Source organism: Duganella sp. (assembly GCF_039595735.1).
In the GTDB taxonomy this organism is placed as follows: Bacteria; Pseudomonadota; Gammaproteobacteria; order Burkholderiales; family Burkholderiaceae_D; genus Rugamonas.
The window spans coordinates 312,268-327,474 of record NZ_JBCNLB010000005.1; the positions used below are offsets into that span (position 1 = coordinate 312,268).

At 65.0% G+C, this 15,207-nt stretch carries 12 protein-coding genes and 3 tRNA genes; 10 read left to right on the forward strand and 5 right to left on the reverse strand.

The window, feature by feature from the left end; translation table 11 throughout:
* Positions 1-66: 66 nt before the first annotated feature.
* From ABDW57_RS12955 to ABDW57_RS12965, 3 genes are read left to right on the forward strand one after another with little or no spacing between them, the layout of a single operon-like run.
* Positions 67-984: a LysR family transcriptional regulator gene (locus ABDW57_RS12955; RefSeq protein WP_343730605.1), complete on the forward strand. Its 918-nt coding sequence runs from the start codon at positions 67-69 to the stop codon at positions 982-984.
* 51 nt (positions 985-1,035) lie between these two features.
* Positions 1,036-2,571 carry a S41 family peptidase gene (locus ABDW57_RS12960; protein ID WP_343730606.1) on the forward strand — a complete coding sequence of 512 codons (1,536 nt, stop codon included), beginning with the start codon at positions 1,036-1,038 and terminating at the stop codon, positions 2,569-2,571.
* A gap of 51 nt (positions 2,572-2,622) precedes the next feature.
* Positions 2,623-4,392 carry a M14 family metallopeptidase gene (locus ABDW57_RS12965; protein WP_343730607.1) on the forward strand — a complete coding sequence of 590 codons (1,770 nt, stop codon included), beginning with the start codon at positions 2,623-2,625 and terminating at the stop codon, positions 4,390-4,392.
* On the opposite strand, the gene ABDW57_RS12970 is transcribed toward ABDW57_RS12965, so the two are convergent.
* Genes ABDW57_RS12970 through ABDW57_RS12985 form a run of 4 tightly spaced genes read right to left on the reverse strand, consistent with a single transcriptional unit; the run spans position 4,389 to position 6,913 of the window.
* Positions 4,389-4,745 carry a hypothetical protein gene (locus ABDW57_RS12970; protein WP_343730608.1) on the reverse strand — a complete coding sequence of 119 codons (357 nt, stop codon included), beginning with the start codon at positions 4,743-4,745 and terminating at the stop codon, positions 4,389-4,391. The two genes, ABDW57_RS12965 and ABDW57_RS12970, sit on opposite strands and share 4 nt — an antisense overlap.
* A gap of 60 nt (positions 4,746-4,805) precedes the next feature.
* Complete coding sequence (gene ttcA, locus ABDW57_RS12975) at positions 4,806-5,717, reverse strand: tRNA 2-thiocytidine(32) synthetase TtcA (protein WP_343730609.1); 912 nt, start codon at positions 5,715-5,717, stop codon at positions 4,806-4,808.
* A complete protein-coding gene (locus ABDW57_RS12980; protein WP_343730610.1) occupies positions 5,714-6,112 on the reverse strand; it encodes a dihydroneopterin aldolase in 399 nt (132 codons plus the stop codon). The genes ttcA and ABDW57_RS12980 overlap by 4 nt, the downstream gene beginning before the upstream one ends.
* A gap of 24 nt (positions 6,113-6,136) precedes the next feature.
* Positions 6,137-6,913 carry an SDR family oxidoreductase gene (locus ABDW57_RS12985; protein ID WP_343730625.1) on the reverse strand — a complete coding sequence of 259 codons (777 nt, stop codon included), beginning with the start codon at positions 6,911-6,913 and terminating at the stop codon, positions 6,137-6,139.
* 27 nt (positions 6,914-6,940) lie between these two features.
* Between ABDW57_RS12985 and ABDW57_RS12990 the strand changes: the two genes are divergently transcribed.
* From ABDW57_RS12990 to ABDW57_RS13000, 3 genes are all read left to right on the forward strand, one after another.
* Positions 6,941-8,083 (forward strand): SAM-dependent methyltransferase, encoded by a 1,143-nt coding sequence (locus ABDW57_RS12990; RefSeq protein WP_343730611.1) that lies wholly within the window; start codon positions 6,941-6,943, stop codon positions 8,081-8,083.
* Between the two features lie 106 nt (positions 8,084-8,189).
* Positions 8,190-9,212 (forward strand): J domain-containing protein, encoded by a 1,023-nt coding sequence (locus tag ABDW57_RS12995; RefSeq protein WP_343730612.1) that lies wholly within the window; start codon positions 8,190-8,192, stop codon positions 9,210-9,212.
* 77 nt (positions 9,213-9,289) lie between these two features.
* On the forward strand, positions 9,290-10,873 hold the full coding sequence (locus ABDW57_RS13000; RefSeq protein WP_343730613.1) for a DUF3369 domain-containing protein: 1,584 nt from the start codon (positions 9,290-9,292) through the stop codon (positions 10,871-10,873).
* Between the two features lie 75 nt (positions 10,874-10,948).
* Here ABDW57_RS13000 and ABDW57_RS13005 read toward each other — a convergent pair whose 3' ends face one another.
* Positions 10,949-14,209, reverse strand: a complete 3,261-nt coding sequence (locus ABDW57_RS13005) for an EAL domain-containing protein (protein WP_343730614.1) — start codon at positions 14,207-14,209, stop codon at positions 10,949-10,951.
* Between the two features lie 196 nt (positions 14,210-14,405).
* Between ABDW57_RS13005 and ABDW57_RS13010 the strand changes: the two genes are divergently transcribed.
* The 4 genes from ABDW57_RS13010 to ABDW57_RS13025 form a co-directional block, all read left to right on the forward strand.
* A tRNA-Tyr gene (locus tag ABDW57_RS13010) sits at positions 14,406-14,490 on the forward strand.
* Between the two features lie 59 nt (positions 14,491-14,549).
* Positions 14,550-14,623, forward strand: a tRNA-Gly gene (locus tag ABDW57_RS13015).
* A gap of 45 nt (positions 14,624-14,668) precedes the next feature.
* Positions 14,669-14,743 (forward strand) — tRNA-Thr (locus ABDW57_RS13020).
* A gap of 88 nt (positions 14,744-14,831) precedes the next feature.
* Positions 14,832-15,207, forward strand: a 376-nt coding sequence (locus ABDW57_RS13025) for a GTP-binding protein (RefSeq protein WP_343730615.1), incomplete at its 3' end; no start/stop codon positions are given.

The following is a 15,207-nucleotide window of genomic DNA, read 5'->3' on the forward strand; positions in this document are numbered from 1 at the left end:
GTAGGGAAAAGCTTTGCCAAGATAATTAGGGCATAATGCACCTATACTTTTCACATTAAATGAACAATGGACCGACTCAAGGCCATGCAGACCTTTGTCCGCATCGTCGAGGCCAACAGTTTTACCAAGGCCGCCGAGACGCTGGATCTGCCGCGCGCCGCGCTCACTGCCACCATCAAGAAGCTGGAAGCCTTTCTTGGCACCCAGCTGCTGCAGCGGACCACGCGCCGTCTGTCGCTGACGCCGGATGGCGCCGATTACTTCCGCAAGTGTCTGGAGATTCTGCAGGCGGTGGATGACGCCGAGGGCACGTATCGCGGCCAGGGCGGCGGTCAGCCGCGCGGCAAGCTGCGGGTGGAGCTGCCCGGCACGTTTGGCCGCCGCGTGGTGGTGCCGCATCTGGCCGGCTTTTGCCGCGCCTACCCGGAGCTGGATCTGGTGCTCAGCCTGAATGAGCGCTTTCAGGATCTGACCGAGCAGGGGCTGGATTGTTCGTTGCGCGTGGGCGTGCTGCAGGATTCCGCGATGGTCGCCCGGCCGCTCGGCGGCATGGACTGTCTCACCTGCGCTGCCCCGGACTATCTGGCGGCGCACGGCACGCCGCAGGCCTGGAGCGAGTTGCGCGAGCATCGCGGCGTGCTGCATTTTTCCGGCCGCACCGGGCGGCCGTATGACTGGGACTTTGTGGTCGATGGCAGCGTGGTGACGACCGAGATCCGCGGCGCCATCGCCGTCAGCGACGCTGACGCCAATGCCAGCTGCGCGCTGCAGGGCATGGGCCTGGCGCAGGTGGCGCGCTACCAGGTGCGCGAGCATCTGGCCAGCGGCGCGCTGGTGGAGGTGCTGGCCGCCACGCCGCCGACGCCGATGCCGATCTCGCTGCTGTATCCGCAGGGGCGCATGTCGTCGCCGCGCCTGCGCGTGTTTGCCGACTGGCTGGCCGCGCTGTTGCGCGCCGATCCCGACCTGCAGGCGAAATTGTAAGAAATATTGCGAACTTGGCAGCAGCGGCCGCCACACGCATATAATGCTTCGATGAAATTTCACATTCTTTTGTCTGGCGCGGCGGTATCAGCCGCGTTGCTGACGGGCTGCGGCGGCGGCTCGTCGGGGACGGCGCAAACGCCTGTCACGCCGCCAGTCACACCGGTGGAACCGCCCGTGGTCACGCCCCCCGTCACGCCGACCGAGCCGCCGGTGACGCCGGACCTGCCAGAGTGGCATACGCTGCTCAATCACTGCGCGGCGCCGCGCGGCGCCGGTTATCCGGACGTGCAGGGAACGCTGAACGAGGAGATGCGCTGGCTGCATTCCTTCTTCGATGCGACTTATTTATGGTATCGCGAGATTCCGGCCAACCTGAATATGGCGAACTACAGCACCGCCATCGATTACTTCATGCAGTTGAAGACATCGGCCGTTACCGCCTCCGGCCGACCCAAGGACCGCTTCCATTTCACTTACCCCACCGCCACCTGGGAGGCGCTGAATTCCGCCGGCGTGGCGCTGGGTTACGGCCTGACCTGGCTGCGCAATAACGACGCCGCGTTGTCGCGCATCCTCACGGTCGGCATGGTGGAGCCGGATTCGCCGGCCGCGCTGGCCGGCATGCAGCGTGGCGACAGTCTGGTGTCGGCCGACGGCATTTCTGTCACCGATACCAGCAGCGGCTCGGTGGCCGCGGTCAACGCGGCGCTGGCGCCCAAGGCGGCCGGCGAAACGCACGTGCTGGCGTGGCGCCGCAACGGCACGGTGATGCAGGCCACGCTGGCCGCACGCAGCCTGGCCATCCCGCCGGTGCGCATGGCCAAGGTGCTGGATACCGATGACGGCAAGGTCGGTTACCTGCATTTCAATGAACACAATGCGGTGGCCGAGGGGCAGCTGGTGAAGGCCATCCAGTCCTTCAAGGATGCGGGCATCAAGGATCTGGTGCTGGACATGCGCTATAACGGCGGCGGCCTGCTGACCATTGCCAGCGAACTGGCTTACATGATCGCCGGCCCGCAAGCCACCGTCGGCCGTGTTTTCGAGCGGCCGATCTACAACGACAAGACCACGCCGCAAGCGCCATTCATGTTCCAGGCAGCGGCGCTGGGCTACAAGTCGGATAACACCATCAAGGCCGGCACCTCGCTGCCGTACCTGAACCTGAAACAGGTAACAGTGCTGACGTCGGCCGGCACCTGCTCGGCCAGCGAGTCGGTCATCAACAGCTTGCGCGGCGTGGACGTGACGGTGAACCTGATCGGCGGCGAGACCTGCGGCAAGCCGTATGCCTTTACGCCGGCCGCCAACTGCGGCACCACTTACTTCGCGATCCAGCTGCAGGGCGTCAATGATAAGGGCTTTGGTGATTACGCCGATGGTTTCACGCCGACTTGCCGTGTCAGCGACGATCTGACGCATGCGCAGGGCGATCCTGCGGAAGGGATGCTGGCGGCGGCCCTCAGTTACCGCAGCACCGGCATGTGCCCTGTGGCGCCCAAGGCGCTGCGCAGCGGCGCCGCTGTGGGGCCATTGACGCCATGGCGTCACGAGGTGCAGGAAATATCGATACGTAATCGCTGATTCGTAAAGCGGTCTATAATTTTTCGTCAATCTTACGCTGGAAGTGACCTCATGATACGTTCCGCCATTCTGCTTGCTTTTGCCGCCAGCACCACGCTGGCCCACGCCGCTCCCACCGCAGCCCAGTTGACGACTATCTCCGAACGTTCCGGTTTCCAGAGCACCGGCCGTTATGATGAGGTGATCGCGCTGTGCGCGCAGTTCCAGAAGGCTTATCCGAAACAGGTGCGCTGCTTTGAATTCGGGCGCACGCCGGAGGGCCGCCCGATGCTGGCGCTGGCCGTGTCGCGCACCGGCGCGCTGAGCGCCGAACAGGCGAAGAAGAAGGGCGTGCCGGTGCTGCTGGTGCAAGGCGGCATCCACGCCGGTGAAATCGACGGCAAGGACGCCGGCTTCCTGGCGCTGCGCGAGGCACTGGAGAACAAGGCGGCACCGGGGGCGCTGGACAAGCAGGTGCTGTTGTTCGTCCCGGTGTTCAATGTCGATGGCCACGAGCGCTTCGGCAAGAACAATCGCCCGAACCAGCGCGGCCCGGTGGAAATGGGCTGGCGCACCACGGCGCAGAATTACAACCTGAATCGCGATTACGTGAAAGCCGACGCGCCGGAGATGCAAGCCATGCTGGCGCTGGTGAACGCGTGGGACCCGCTGGCCTACGTTGACCTGCACGTGACCGACGGCGCCAAGTTCCAGCCCGATATCTCGATCCAGGTGGAGCCGGTGCACGGCGGCGACGAGGCCCTGAAAGTGGCCGGCGCGGCGCTGCAGAAAAATGTCATGGCCGATCTGAAGGCGCAGGGTTCCGATCCGCAGCAGTTCTATATTTCATTCGCCAAGGAAGACGACCCGGCCTCCGGTTTCATCGACGCCATGGCGGCGCCGCGCTTCTCGACCGGCTACTTCCCGATGCGTAACCGCTTTGCCATGCTGGTGGAAACCCACTCCTGGAAGGATTATCCGACCCGCGTGCGCATCACCCGCAACACCATCGTGTCGCTGCTGTCGCAAGTGGCGCAGCACGGCAAGGAGTGGCAGAAGCTGACGCAGGAAGCTGATGCGCGCGCGCTGAACATGGGCGGCAGCGAGTTCCCGCTCAGCTATCGCACCACCTTCAACGCCAAGACCATCGAATTCCCCGGTTACCAGTACACGCGCGAGTATTCGGAGATTTCCGGCGGCCTGTGGACGCGCTATGACGAGACCAGGCCGCAGATCTGGACTGTGCCGCTGCGCGACGAGATCGTGCCCGACTTCAAGGTGGCGGCGCCGCTGGGCGGCTACATCGTGCCGGCGGCCGATGCCGGCTGGGTCGGCGCCAAGCTGAAACAGCACGGCATCAGCTTCAAGGTGATCGCCGCCGATCAGATGGCGGCCGAGGTGGAGACCTTCCGCGCCACCAAGACCACCTTTGGCAAGCAGTCGTTTGAAGGCCACCAGTCGCTGGCGGTGGAAGGCGACTGGGGACGCGAGCGTCGCGCGGTGGCCAAGGGCGCGCTGTTCGTGCCGATCGCGCAGCCGAAGGCGCGCCTGGTGATGACCATGCTGGAGCCGCGCGGCGCCGATGGCCTGCTGGCGTGGGGCGAGTTCAATAACGCCTTTGAGCGCAAGGAGTATATGGAGGATTATGTGGCGGAGGAGGTGGCGCGCGATCAGCTGGAAGCCAGTCCGGCTCTGCGCGAGGAATTCCGCAAGAAGCTGGACAGCGATGCGGAGTTCAACAAGAGCCCGGAGAAGCGCCTGGAGTTCTTCGCCAGGCGCCACGCCTCGTGGGATGAGCGTTACAACCTCTATCCGGTGATGCGCACCGCGCAGAAGTTTTAAAGCGGCGCGAGGCCGGCTTTCAGGCCGGCCGCCGTCGCCTTGGCCTGCTGTTGCGCGAGCTGCTCATCCATTTTCTGTTTGAGCAGTTCCGCGACCTTGGCGTCGACGGCTTTTTTCTGTTCCGGCGACATGGCGGCGTATTCGTCCTCCGAGATGCCAAGCTGCTTGCGCATGGCGATGGCGACGCGCTGTTCAGGCGTCATCTTCAGATACTTTTCCAGCTCGGCCGCCGCGTCGGACTGTTTGGTCTGCGCGACATTCAGCAGCGCTCCAAAATCACCGCCATCGCCATGCTTCTTTGGCGAGAAGCTGGCCAGCATCGAGTCGTTCAGCGCCTTCGTTTCGATTTTCATCTGCATTCCTTTACCCATGGTTAGTCACGTCTCTTCCTAGCCGGGGGCAAAGGAAGATCATCATTCTTCGCGCTGCAGCGGAATGATACCCGGAACGGTGGCGGGCGTGGAGCAGGGCTCTTCGTCGAAGGCGATGTCGCCCTGCGGGTTGGCGATGCCGTCGGCCTTGATGTCCTTGAAGCCGAACAGGTCGCGGTCCATCAGGTGCGATGGCACCACGGTCGACAGCGACGAGAAGATGTTCTCCACCCGGCCCGGGAATTTCTTTTCCCAGTCGCGCATCATGGCCTTGATCTGCTTGCGCTGCAGGTTTTCCTGCGAGCCGCACAGGTCGCACGGGATGATGGGGAACTGCTTTACTTCCGCATAGCGCTCGGTGTCTTCCTCTTTGACGTAGGCCAGCGGACGGATCACCATGTGCTTGCCGTCGTCCGAGACCAGCTTGGCCGGCATGCCTTTGATTTTCCCGCCGAAGAACATGTTGAGGAAGAAGGTCTCCAGGATGTCGTCACGGTGGTGGCCGAGGGCGATCTTGTTGCAGCCCAGTTCATCGGCCACGCGGTACAGGATGCCGCGGCGCAGGCGCGAGCACAGCGAACAGGTGGTCTTCCCTTCCGGGATCAGGCGCTTGACGATGCTGTAGGTGTCCTGGTTTTCGATGTGGAACGGCACGCCCAGTTTTTCCAGGTAGGCCGGCAGCACGTCGGCCGGGAAGTTGGGCTGCTTCTGGTCCAGATTCACTGCGACGATCTCGAAGTTGATCGGCGCCCGTTCGCGCAGCGTCATCAGGATGTCCAGCAGGGCATAGGAATCCTTGCCGCCGGACAGGCAGACCATCACCTTGTCGCCGTCTTCAATCATGTTGAAGTCGCCGATGGCCTGGCCGACCAGGCGGCACAGGCGCTTGTGCAGTTTGTTGTTTTCGTGGGCGATCTTCTCGGCCGCCTTCACATTGTCGATCACCGCGTTCATGCTGCTTCCTTGATTTTGAATACTTCCACGCCCACGCCTTCGCAATCCGGATACACGTCCGGCTTCATGGTCGATACGCGCACCGCGCGCACGCTTGGATGCGCCAGCATTTCACGCACGATGTCGTCGCACAGGGTTTCCTGCAGCTGCACGTGGCCGCGCGCCATGCGGGCGGCGATGGTGTTGCGGATGAAGTCGTAGTCCACCACTTCTTCCAGCTGATCGTGCTGCGGCGACGACACCGCCAGCGGGATGTACAGGTCGACGTTGATCAGCAGACGCTGCTCGCCTTTTTTCTCGAACTCGTAGACGCCGATGTTGATCATGACTTCGTAGTTGCGCAGGAACAGGCGGCGGCAGTCGTTCAGTTGCGGGTGTATCAAAGCGGACAGCATGGAAGAACCTTCTTTCGATATAAATTATTTAGCCAAAAACATCACGTCGCGCGGCAGCGGCATCAAATGCTGGCCGCCGTCGACCAGCAGCGTGGTGCCGGTGACGGCGCGCGCGCTGGCCGCATACAACACGGCGTCGACAATGTCTTGTGGGGTGCTGGAACGGCCCAGCGGCGTTTGCTGGTGCGCGTTGGCGAAACCGGCTTCGGTCTGGTCGCCGGACACCATGGTGAGTCCCGGCGCGATGCCGACCACCCGCAACCTGGGCGCCAGCTGCTGCGCCAGCATGGTGGTGGCGGTGTGCAGCGCAGCCTTGGACAGGGTGTACGACAAGAAATCGGGATTGAGATTGTACAGCTTCTGGTCCAGCAGATTGATCACCACCGCCTGCTGGCCCGCCGGCGTGGCCGCGTGCAGCGCCTGCGCCAGCAGCAGCGGCGCCGCCACGTTGGCGCGCATGTGGGCTTCCAGCAGGGTGGGGGAAAAGGCGTCGGCGCTGTCGTATTCGAACAGCGAGGCGCTGTTGACCACGCAGTGCAGCGCGCCCAGCGCGTCGATGGCGCGCGGCAGCAGCTGGCGCGTGGCCGCTTCGTCGGCCAGTTCGCATGGCAGCAGCGCCGCGCGCCGTCCCATGGCGGTGATCTGGGCGGCCACCTCGCGCGCCGCGGCTTCGGAGGCGCGGTAATGGATGGCCACGTCCCACCCGGCCTGCGCCAGGCCGAGCGCGATGGCGCGGCCGAGGCGGCGGCCGGCGCCGGTAACGAGGGCCACGCGAGGGCCGGTATTGTCCTGAGCTGTCATCATGTTTGAACTGGATATAATGCCGGGATGTCCTTACCCGTACCTTCTAGCGACGCGCTGGCCGCGTCCCACGCCCTGCAACACCTGATCGCCGCCGACATCGAAAGCCATGCAGGTGCCATTTCCTTCGCCCGCTATATGGAGCTGGCCCTGTATGCGCCCGGTCTGGGCTACTACAGCGGCGGCTCCGCCAAATTAGGCAAAGATGGCGATTTTACAACCGCGCCCGAGCTGTCGCCGCTGTTCGGCGCCGCGCTGGCGCGGGTTGCAGCCGCTATTATCGCCCAAAGCGCGCCGAACATCCTCGAATTCGGCGCCGGCACCGGCAAGCTGGCGTTCGACCTGCTGACCGAGCTGCGCGCCGCCGGGGTGGCGGTGGCGCGCTACAGCATTGTCGAACTGTCGGGCGAGCTGCGCCAGCGCCAGCAGGAAAAGCTGCGCGATTTTCCGCAGGTGGAGTGGCTGGACGCCATGCCGGACAGGTTTGACGGCGTGGTATTCGGCAACGAGGTGCTGGATGCGATGCCGGTGGAGCTGGTGATCAAGAATCCGCAGGGCTGGCAGGCCTTGCACGTCACCGTCAGCGAAGGCCGCTTCCAGTACCTGGAGGTGCCGGCCAGCGCGGAACTGCTGGCCCAGGTCGAGCGCCAGATCCCGGAACACGCGCTGCTGCCGGTCGGTTATGTGACCGAGCTGCACGGCGTGGCCTGCGGCTTCATGGCAACGCTGGCGCGCATGATCGGCAAGGGCGCCGCTTTCCTGTTCGATTACGGCTTCCCGGCGCGCGAGTATTATTTTGACCAGCGCGCCGCCGGCACCCTGATGTGCCACTACCGCCACCATGCCCACCCGGACCCGTTTTATTACCCGGGCCTGCAGGACATCACCGCCCACGTCGATTTCACCGCGATGGCACTGGCGGCCCAGGATGCCGGCGCCGAGGTGCTGGGCTATCTGAACCAGTCCGGCTTCCTGCTGGGCGCCGGCATCGGCGCGCTGCTGCTGCGCACCGATCCGGCCGATGCCGCCGCCTACCTGCCGCAGGCCCGCGCCATGCAAAAGCTGGTGTCGCCGGCCGAGATGGGCGAGTTGTTCAAGGTGCTGGTGGTGGGCAAGGCGGTCGAGCTGCCGGAGCCCATCGTCGCCCAGGACCGCAGCCATCGGCTGTAGACAGAAAAACACAATAGCCAGAAAAGCAAGTCAATTCCTTGCATGGGCGCCGGGTTTGATGGGGTAAGATGGGCTATGATGACTGATTCTGCGTCGATTTCGTGCTATGGGAAAGATACACACTCACTATGACAACCTGAAGGTGTCGCGCATGGCGCCACAGGAGGTCATACGAGCCGCCTACAAGGCGCTCAGCCAAAAATACCACCCTGACAAAAATCCGGGTGATGAAAAGGCTGCGCGCATCATGGCCATTCTCAACAGCGCCTACGAGACCCTGTCCGATCCCCAGCGCCGCAAGGAGCATGACGAGTGGATCGCCTCGGAAGAGTGGGAAATCGAGTGGCTGGAAAGCACCCGCAACGAGGACGGCCACCGCGTCGACAAGCACAAGCACGAATGGCATCCCGAGCACGTGCACGAGGCGCCGCGCGCGCGCCAGCGCCGCCGCCGCGACTGGCGCGTGTGGGGCGGGCTGGCGGTGTGCCTGGCGCTGGGCTGGATCGGCGGCGCCACCATGGTGGCCGAGCCGCAGCTGGTGTCGTCGATACTCAGTTCGGCCTGGGGCGGCAAGGGCATCAACGCCAATGCGGCCACCGCCGACACGCCGCCGCCCGCCGGCCTGCACGATCCGCGCGCCGAGGCCCGCGCTGAAATGCGCGATGCCTGGGCCACCGCGCGCCTGAGCGAGGCGCACGCGGTCAAGCCGGCGCCGATCAAGGTGGTGGCCATGTCGCAGGTGGTGCTGCCCAGCGCCGGCGCCGAGTGCGACAGCGAAACCCAGACCCAGACCCTGCTGGCGCCCAACGGCGAGCCGTGGCCGGTGCGTTCCGGCTACATGGAGGGCTTCCCGATCGGCAACCGCGGCGACGATATGCAGCTGACGCTGGACAACGCCGGCAATAGCTCGGCGGTGTTCATCAAGGTGTATGACATGGAGCGGCGCGCCAATGTGCGCTACGCCTATGTGCAGGCGCACGACAAGCTGCTGGTCGACAAACTGACCAACGGCAAGTACGAAATCCGCTACCAGAACCTGGATGCGGGCGCCAATCCGGGCGCCTGCGCGGCAGCCAACCGCACGGCCACCGCCGCCGCCGAACTGGGGGCGTCACCCGTCAACAACTAGTGCTGTGGTGCATCTTCGATAAGTGTTGTCACAGTGGGGGAATCTGATTATCCTAAGGTAACAACAGGAGATGATGTATGACCGATTCCAACGCGGCCGACGACAACTGGCTGATCGACGAAGACGAAGACGAGCTTCCCGCCAGTGGCCTCGGTGCGCCGGACCAGCGCTTGTGGCGGGTGTTGATCGTGGACGACGATGTCGATGTCCACGCCGTCACGCGGCTGGCGCTGCGCAACGTCAGCTTCAAGGGCCGCGAGCTGGAGCTGTTCTCGGCCTACAGCGGGCGCGAAGCCTATGAGATCCTGCGCGACACCCCCGACATCGCGCTGGTGCTGCTGGACGTGGTGATGGAAACCGACGACGCCGGCCTGCTGCTGGCGCGGCGCATCCGCGAGGAACTCCACAATGCCATCGTGCGCGTGGTGCTGCGCACCGGCCAGCCGGGCCAGGCGCCCGAGCAGCGCGTCATCATCGAATACGACATCAACGATTACAAGGCCAAGACCGAGCTGACCACGCAAAAGCTGTTCACCACGGTGATCTCGGCGCTGCGCGCCTACGAGAGCCTGAACATGCTGGAGCGCAGCCGGGTCGGGCTCGGCAAGATCCTGGCCGGCGCCACCAATCTGTACCAGATCCATTCGCTGCGCGAGTTCGCCTCCGGCGTGCTGAACCAGGTGAGCGCCATCCTGGACGTCGGTTCGGACGGCGTGCTGTGCCTGATGCAGGGCGACACCGGCGTCACCACCGTGGTGGCGGCCACCGGCAATTACGCCGCGCTCAACGAGTCGGAACTGATGCCGACCAGCCACCCGCTGTGGCCGACCATCGTCAAGGCGTTCCACGAAAAGAAATCGCAGTTCGAGCATCCGGCCAATGTGCTGTTCATCCACACCCAGGAAAACCGCGAGGTGGCGATTTCAGTGACGCCGCCGTGGCCGCTGGCGCAAATCCAGCGCGACCTGCTGGAAGTGTTCTGCCAGCGCATCGCCGCCGCGTTTGACAACCTGTACATGTTCGGCCAGCTGCGCAAGGCGCAGGAAGCCACGGTGGTGGCGCTGGCCGACCTGGCCGAGTTCCGCGACAGCGGCACCGGCGGCCATGTGCGCCGGGTGCAGCTGCTGTCGTCGACGCTGGCGCAGCGCCTGCACGAGCGCGGCGCCTATCCGGACGAGGTGACGCCGCAGCTGCTGGAGATGATCGGCCTGGCGTCCATCCTGCACGATGTCGGCAAGGTGGCGACGCCGGACCATATCCTGCTCAAGCCCGGCATCCACACGCCGGAAGAGCGCGCCGAGATGCAGCAGCATGCGGCGGTGGGACGGACCATCCTGGAGCGCGCGGCCAATATGGTCGATGGCGTCAGCTACCTGACCTATGGCGCGCAGATCGCCGGCGGCCACCACGAGCACTGGGATGGCAACGGCTATCCGAACCAGCTCAAGGGGCGCGAGATTCCGATTGCGGCGCGCATCGTGGCGGTGATCGACGTGTTCGATTCGCTGCTGCACGAGCGGCCGTACAAGGAGCCGTGGCCGCACACCGAGGCGGTGACCTACATCAAGGACCGCGCCGGCAAGCAGTTCGATCCGGAAGTGGTGGCAGCCTTGCTGGACATGATCGAACGCGACCCGTCGATCGGCCGCACCCCCGACTAGACTAGCGTCGTCCCGGCCGCCGCCGGGACCCATGCTGAGCTGGCGTTCCACAGGCCGCAGCGGCCGACCGTCCGCCTACGCCGGAACGGCGGCATTCGCGCTGCGCACCATGGCCTCGAACTGCGCCACCGGCATCGGCCGCGCGAACAGATAACCCTGCGCTTCATCGCACTGCTTGGAACGCAGGAAGTCGCGCTGCGCTTCGGTTTCCACCCCTTCCGCAATCACTTCCAGTCCCAGCGAGTGGGCCAGCGCAATGGTGGCCGCCACGATCACCGCATCGTCCGGATCGCTCTCGATATCCTTGACGAAACCACGGTCGATCTTGATGCGGTCGAGCTCGAACAGCTTGAGGTAGCTGAGCGAGGAATAGCCGGTGCCGAAGTCGTCGATCGCCACCTGGATGCCGCGCGACCGCAGTTCCACCAGCAGCGCGCGGCTGCGTTCCGGGTCCTGCATCGCCGCCGATTCGGTGATCTCCAGCTCCAGCAGGGCCGGATCGATGCCATGGCTGTGCAGCATGCGGTCCAGGTGCGGCAGCAGGCCCGGACCGTGGCACTGGCGCGCCGACAGATTGACCGCCAGCCGCAGATGCGCCAGCGCCGGCGTGCGCCAGGAATGCAGCAGGCTGCAGGCGCGCTGCAGTACCCAGTCGCCCAGCGGCAGGATCAGGCCGGATTCCTCGGCAATCGGGATGAAGCGGTCCGGACCGACCATGCCCAGCTCCGGATGGTGCCAGCGCAGCAGCGCCTCGGCGCCGATGATGCGCTGGGTGGCCAGCTCGACCTGCGGCTGCAGGTACAGCTCGAACTCGTTCTGCTCCAGCGCCTGCCACAGGCGGTTTTCCAGCATCAGGCGCTCGTGGGTGGCGGTGTTCATGTCTTCCGAGAAGAACTGGAAGTTGCCGCGGCCCTGGCTCTTGGCCGCGTACATGGCGGTGTCGGCGTGGCGCATCAGGGTGCCGGCATCCTCGCCGTCGTCGGGGAACATGGCCACGCCCACGCTGGCGCCGCTGTGCACGGTCTTGCCCTGCAGGTGGTAGGGTGCGCTCAGCGCGTCGACGATGCGCACGGCAATGTTGGAGGCATCGTCCGGCGTCACCGCGCCGTCGGTCACCACGATGAATTCGTCGCCGCCCAGGCGGGCGATGGTGTCCACTTCGCGCAGCAGTTCCTGCAGGCGCTGCGCCACCGCCACCAGCAGCAGGTCGCCGGTGGCGTGGCCGTGGGTGTCGTTGATTTTCTTGAAGTGGTCGAGGTCGATGAACAGCACGGCCGCGTGGCCGCCGCCGCGGCGCGTCTGCGCCAGCAATTGCTCCAGGCGCAGATTCAGCGACAGGCGGTTGGCCAGCCCGGTCAGGGTGTCGTGGTGGGCCAGGCGGTGGATGCGCTCCTGCGCCAGGTGCTGCTCGGTCAGGTCGTGCAGGATGGCCACGAACAGGTGCTCGTCCGGCAGCTCCACTTCCGACACCGACATCGCCAGCGGGAATTCGCTGCCGTCGCTGCGCCAGCCGGGCAGTTCGTATTCGTGGGTGACGCCGCAGGCGATCATGCGCAGCAGGCCGGCCGCGTCCAGCCCGGCCGCTTCGCCCACGCCCACCGGGATCAGCTTGTCGAGCGGCAGCGCGCTCATTTTTTCCGGCGCGTAGCCGAACAGGCGGCCGGCGGCGGCGTTGGCCGACATCAGCACGCCATTGCTGTCGATGGTGAGGATGGCGTCGGCCGCCTTGTTGAGGATGGCCTGCAGGCGCGCTTCGCGCTGGCGCAGGCGCGAGGTGGAATCCTTGACCTCGGCCTGGATGCGGGCGCGCTCGCCCGAGATCAGCATCATCAGCGTGCCCAGCAGGCCGGTCAGCAGCAGGCCGCAGGTCAGCACGGTCCAGCTCTGCCAGCCGCGCTGCTGCTGCAGATAGGCCGGGGTCGGCGCCAGGGTCAGCTCGTAGATGCGGCCGCCAAAGTGCAGCTGGCGCTGGAAGTCGCCCGGCTGCGGCGGACGGCGCAGCGTGTCCTGCACCACGCGGCGCTGGTCGTCGTCGGTGTCTTCAAAGCGCAGCAGGAAATGCGGGAATTCGGAGCGCTTGAGCGCCTGGCTGAGGTAGGCCTCGAACTGCATGGCGATCAGCAGCGAGCCCACGGCCTGCCGGTGGTTGTTGCTGGGGTGGACGGTCTGCAGCAGCAGCAGGCCGGTGCCGGGCAGGGCGCGCGCAAACTGCAGCGGCGCGGTGGCGGTCGGCTGGCCGGACTGGATGGCGCGCTCCAGGGCGTCGCGGCGGCGCTGCTCGGACAGGAAGTCCAGGCCGATGTAGTCGCGCGCGGCGGTCGGCTCGACAAAGGTGACCGCGAAGTAGTGCTGGCGCAGGCCGGCCACCTGCAGCGTCCCGTCCGGTCCGCTGCGCTCGCGGATGGCAAACTGCGGATCGACCTGGCGCCGGGCCCACGCCTCGAAGGCGGCGCGCTCGTTGCCGGCCACCGGCATCAGCCAGCCCATCGACAGCAGCTCGGGGCGCTGGTCCAGATAGCCGTGCGCCAGGTTGCCAAAGTCGTCGGCGGAGATGCTGCGGCGCGGGTCGTTGAGGGCCTTGGCCATGGCGTAGATGAAGCGCTCGTGCTCGCTGAACTGGGCTTGCAGCAAATCGCCGGTCTGCTGCGCCTTAAGGCGGAAGGTTTGCAGCTGCTGGCTGCTTTCCCAGCGGTCGGCCTGCAGGTAGATGGCAATGAAGGCGGCCGCCGACAGCACCAGCGGCAGGCCGACCAGGGTGCGGCGGCGCGCCCACAGCGAGCGCGGGCGGCCGATCGCGATCCAGCTCAGCGGCGCCGCCAGCAGGATGCCGATGGTGTCGCCCATCCACCACGCCAGCCAGTCGCTGGCCAGGGTGTCGCGCTGCAGGATGCCCAGCAGCAGCATGCCGGACAGCGACACCGTGCTCGACACCAGCGTCACGCTGGCGGCCAGCAGGATGAAGCGCACCACGTCGCGGCCGGAGCCGAGGGCCTGGTCGATGTAGCGGTTGAACAGGGTGCTGCCGACCCAGGCCTGCAGCGCGGCGCCGACGGCCGGGGCGCAGGCGCCCAGCACGGCCAGGCGGGTGATGCCGTCATGGCTGAGGAAGGGCATCACCAGGTTGACCGTCAGCGAGCCCAGCGCGACAGCCGGCAGCAGGCGGGCGCCGCCCACCACGCAGGCGGCCAGGGCGATGCCGGCCGGCAGGAAGATGGGGGAGGCGTAGCCCGGCGGCAGGGCCAGCAGCAGGCCCAGGCGCCCGGCCAGAACGTACACGGCCCACAGGGCCAGATTGGCGAGCAGGAAGGTTTGCCAGCGACCGCTTCGATTGTTCAAACGCAGGGCTCCAAAAGTCCGGTGGGTGCGGACGATTGTATAGGAAAACATGCAACGTAAAAACAACACTTGCACTTTTGCAGTTGGTGCGTTTAAAATCTCGCCCCGAAGCAGACGAACTGTCAACGCCGCATCGACAAGATGAAAAACCAGTTGACAGGTCAGAAAAATTGCTTCATACTCTGCGGTTCCTCGCGGAGGGGTGGCCGAGTGGTTAAAGGCGACGGACTGTAAATCCGTTCTCTATGAGTACGCTGGTTCGAATCCAGCCCCCTCCACCAAGTTTTTGCAAGAAGACTGAGTGGCGCAGTAACGATGAATTGAATTGAACCAATACCTCGCGGGTGTAGCTCAATGGTAGAGCTGAAGCCTTCCAAGCTTATGACGAGGGTTCGATTCCCTTCACCCGCTCCAGTGTTGTTGCAATCCGATGCGCAGGCATCAACGGTAGTAAAACAAGCCCTTGTAGCTCAGTGGTAGAGCACTCCCTTGGTAAGGGAGAGGCCACGTGTTCAATCCACGTCAAGGGCACCAGAATACGCAATACGGCAGTACGGCAGCACTATCAAAGACAGTTGGGCAGGGTTCCCTGCCAATCACACCAAATCGTTAGGAGTCTAAAATGGCAAAAGAGAAATTCGAGCGGACCAAGCCGCACGTTAACGTCGGCACCATCGGCCACGTCGACCACGGCAAGACCACCCTGACCGCTGCGATCGCAACCGTTCTGTCGAAAAAATTCGGCGGCGAAGCTAAAGCTTACGACCAGATCGACGCTGCTCCAGAAGAAAAAGCACGCGGCATTACCATCAACACCGCGCACGTTGAATACGAAACCGCCGGCCGTCACTACGCTCACGTTGACTGCCCGGGCCACGCCGACTACATCAAGAACATGATTACCGGTGCCGCGCAGATGGACGGCGCGATCCTGGTTTGCTCCGCCGCTGACGGCCCAATGCCACAGACCCGCGAGCACATCCTGCTGGCCCGTCAGG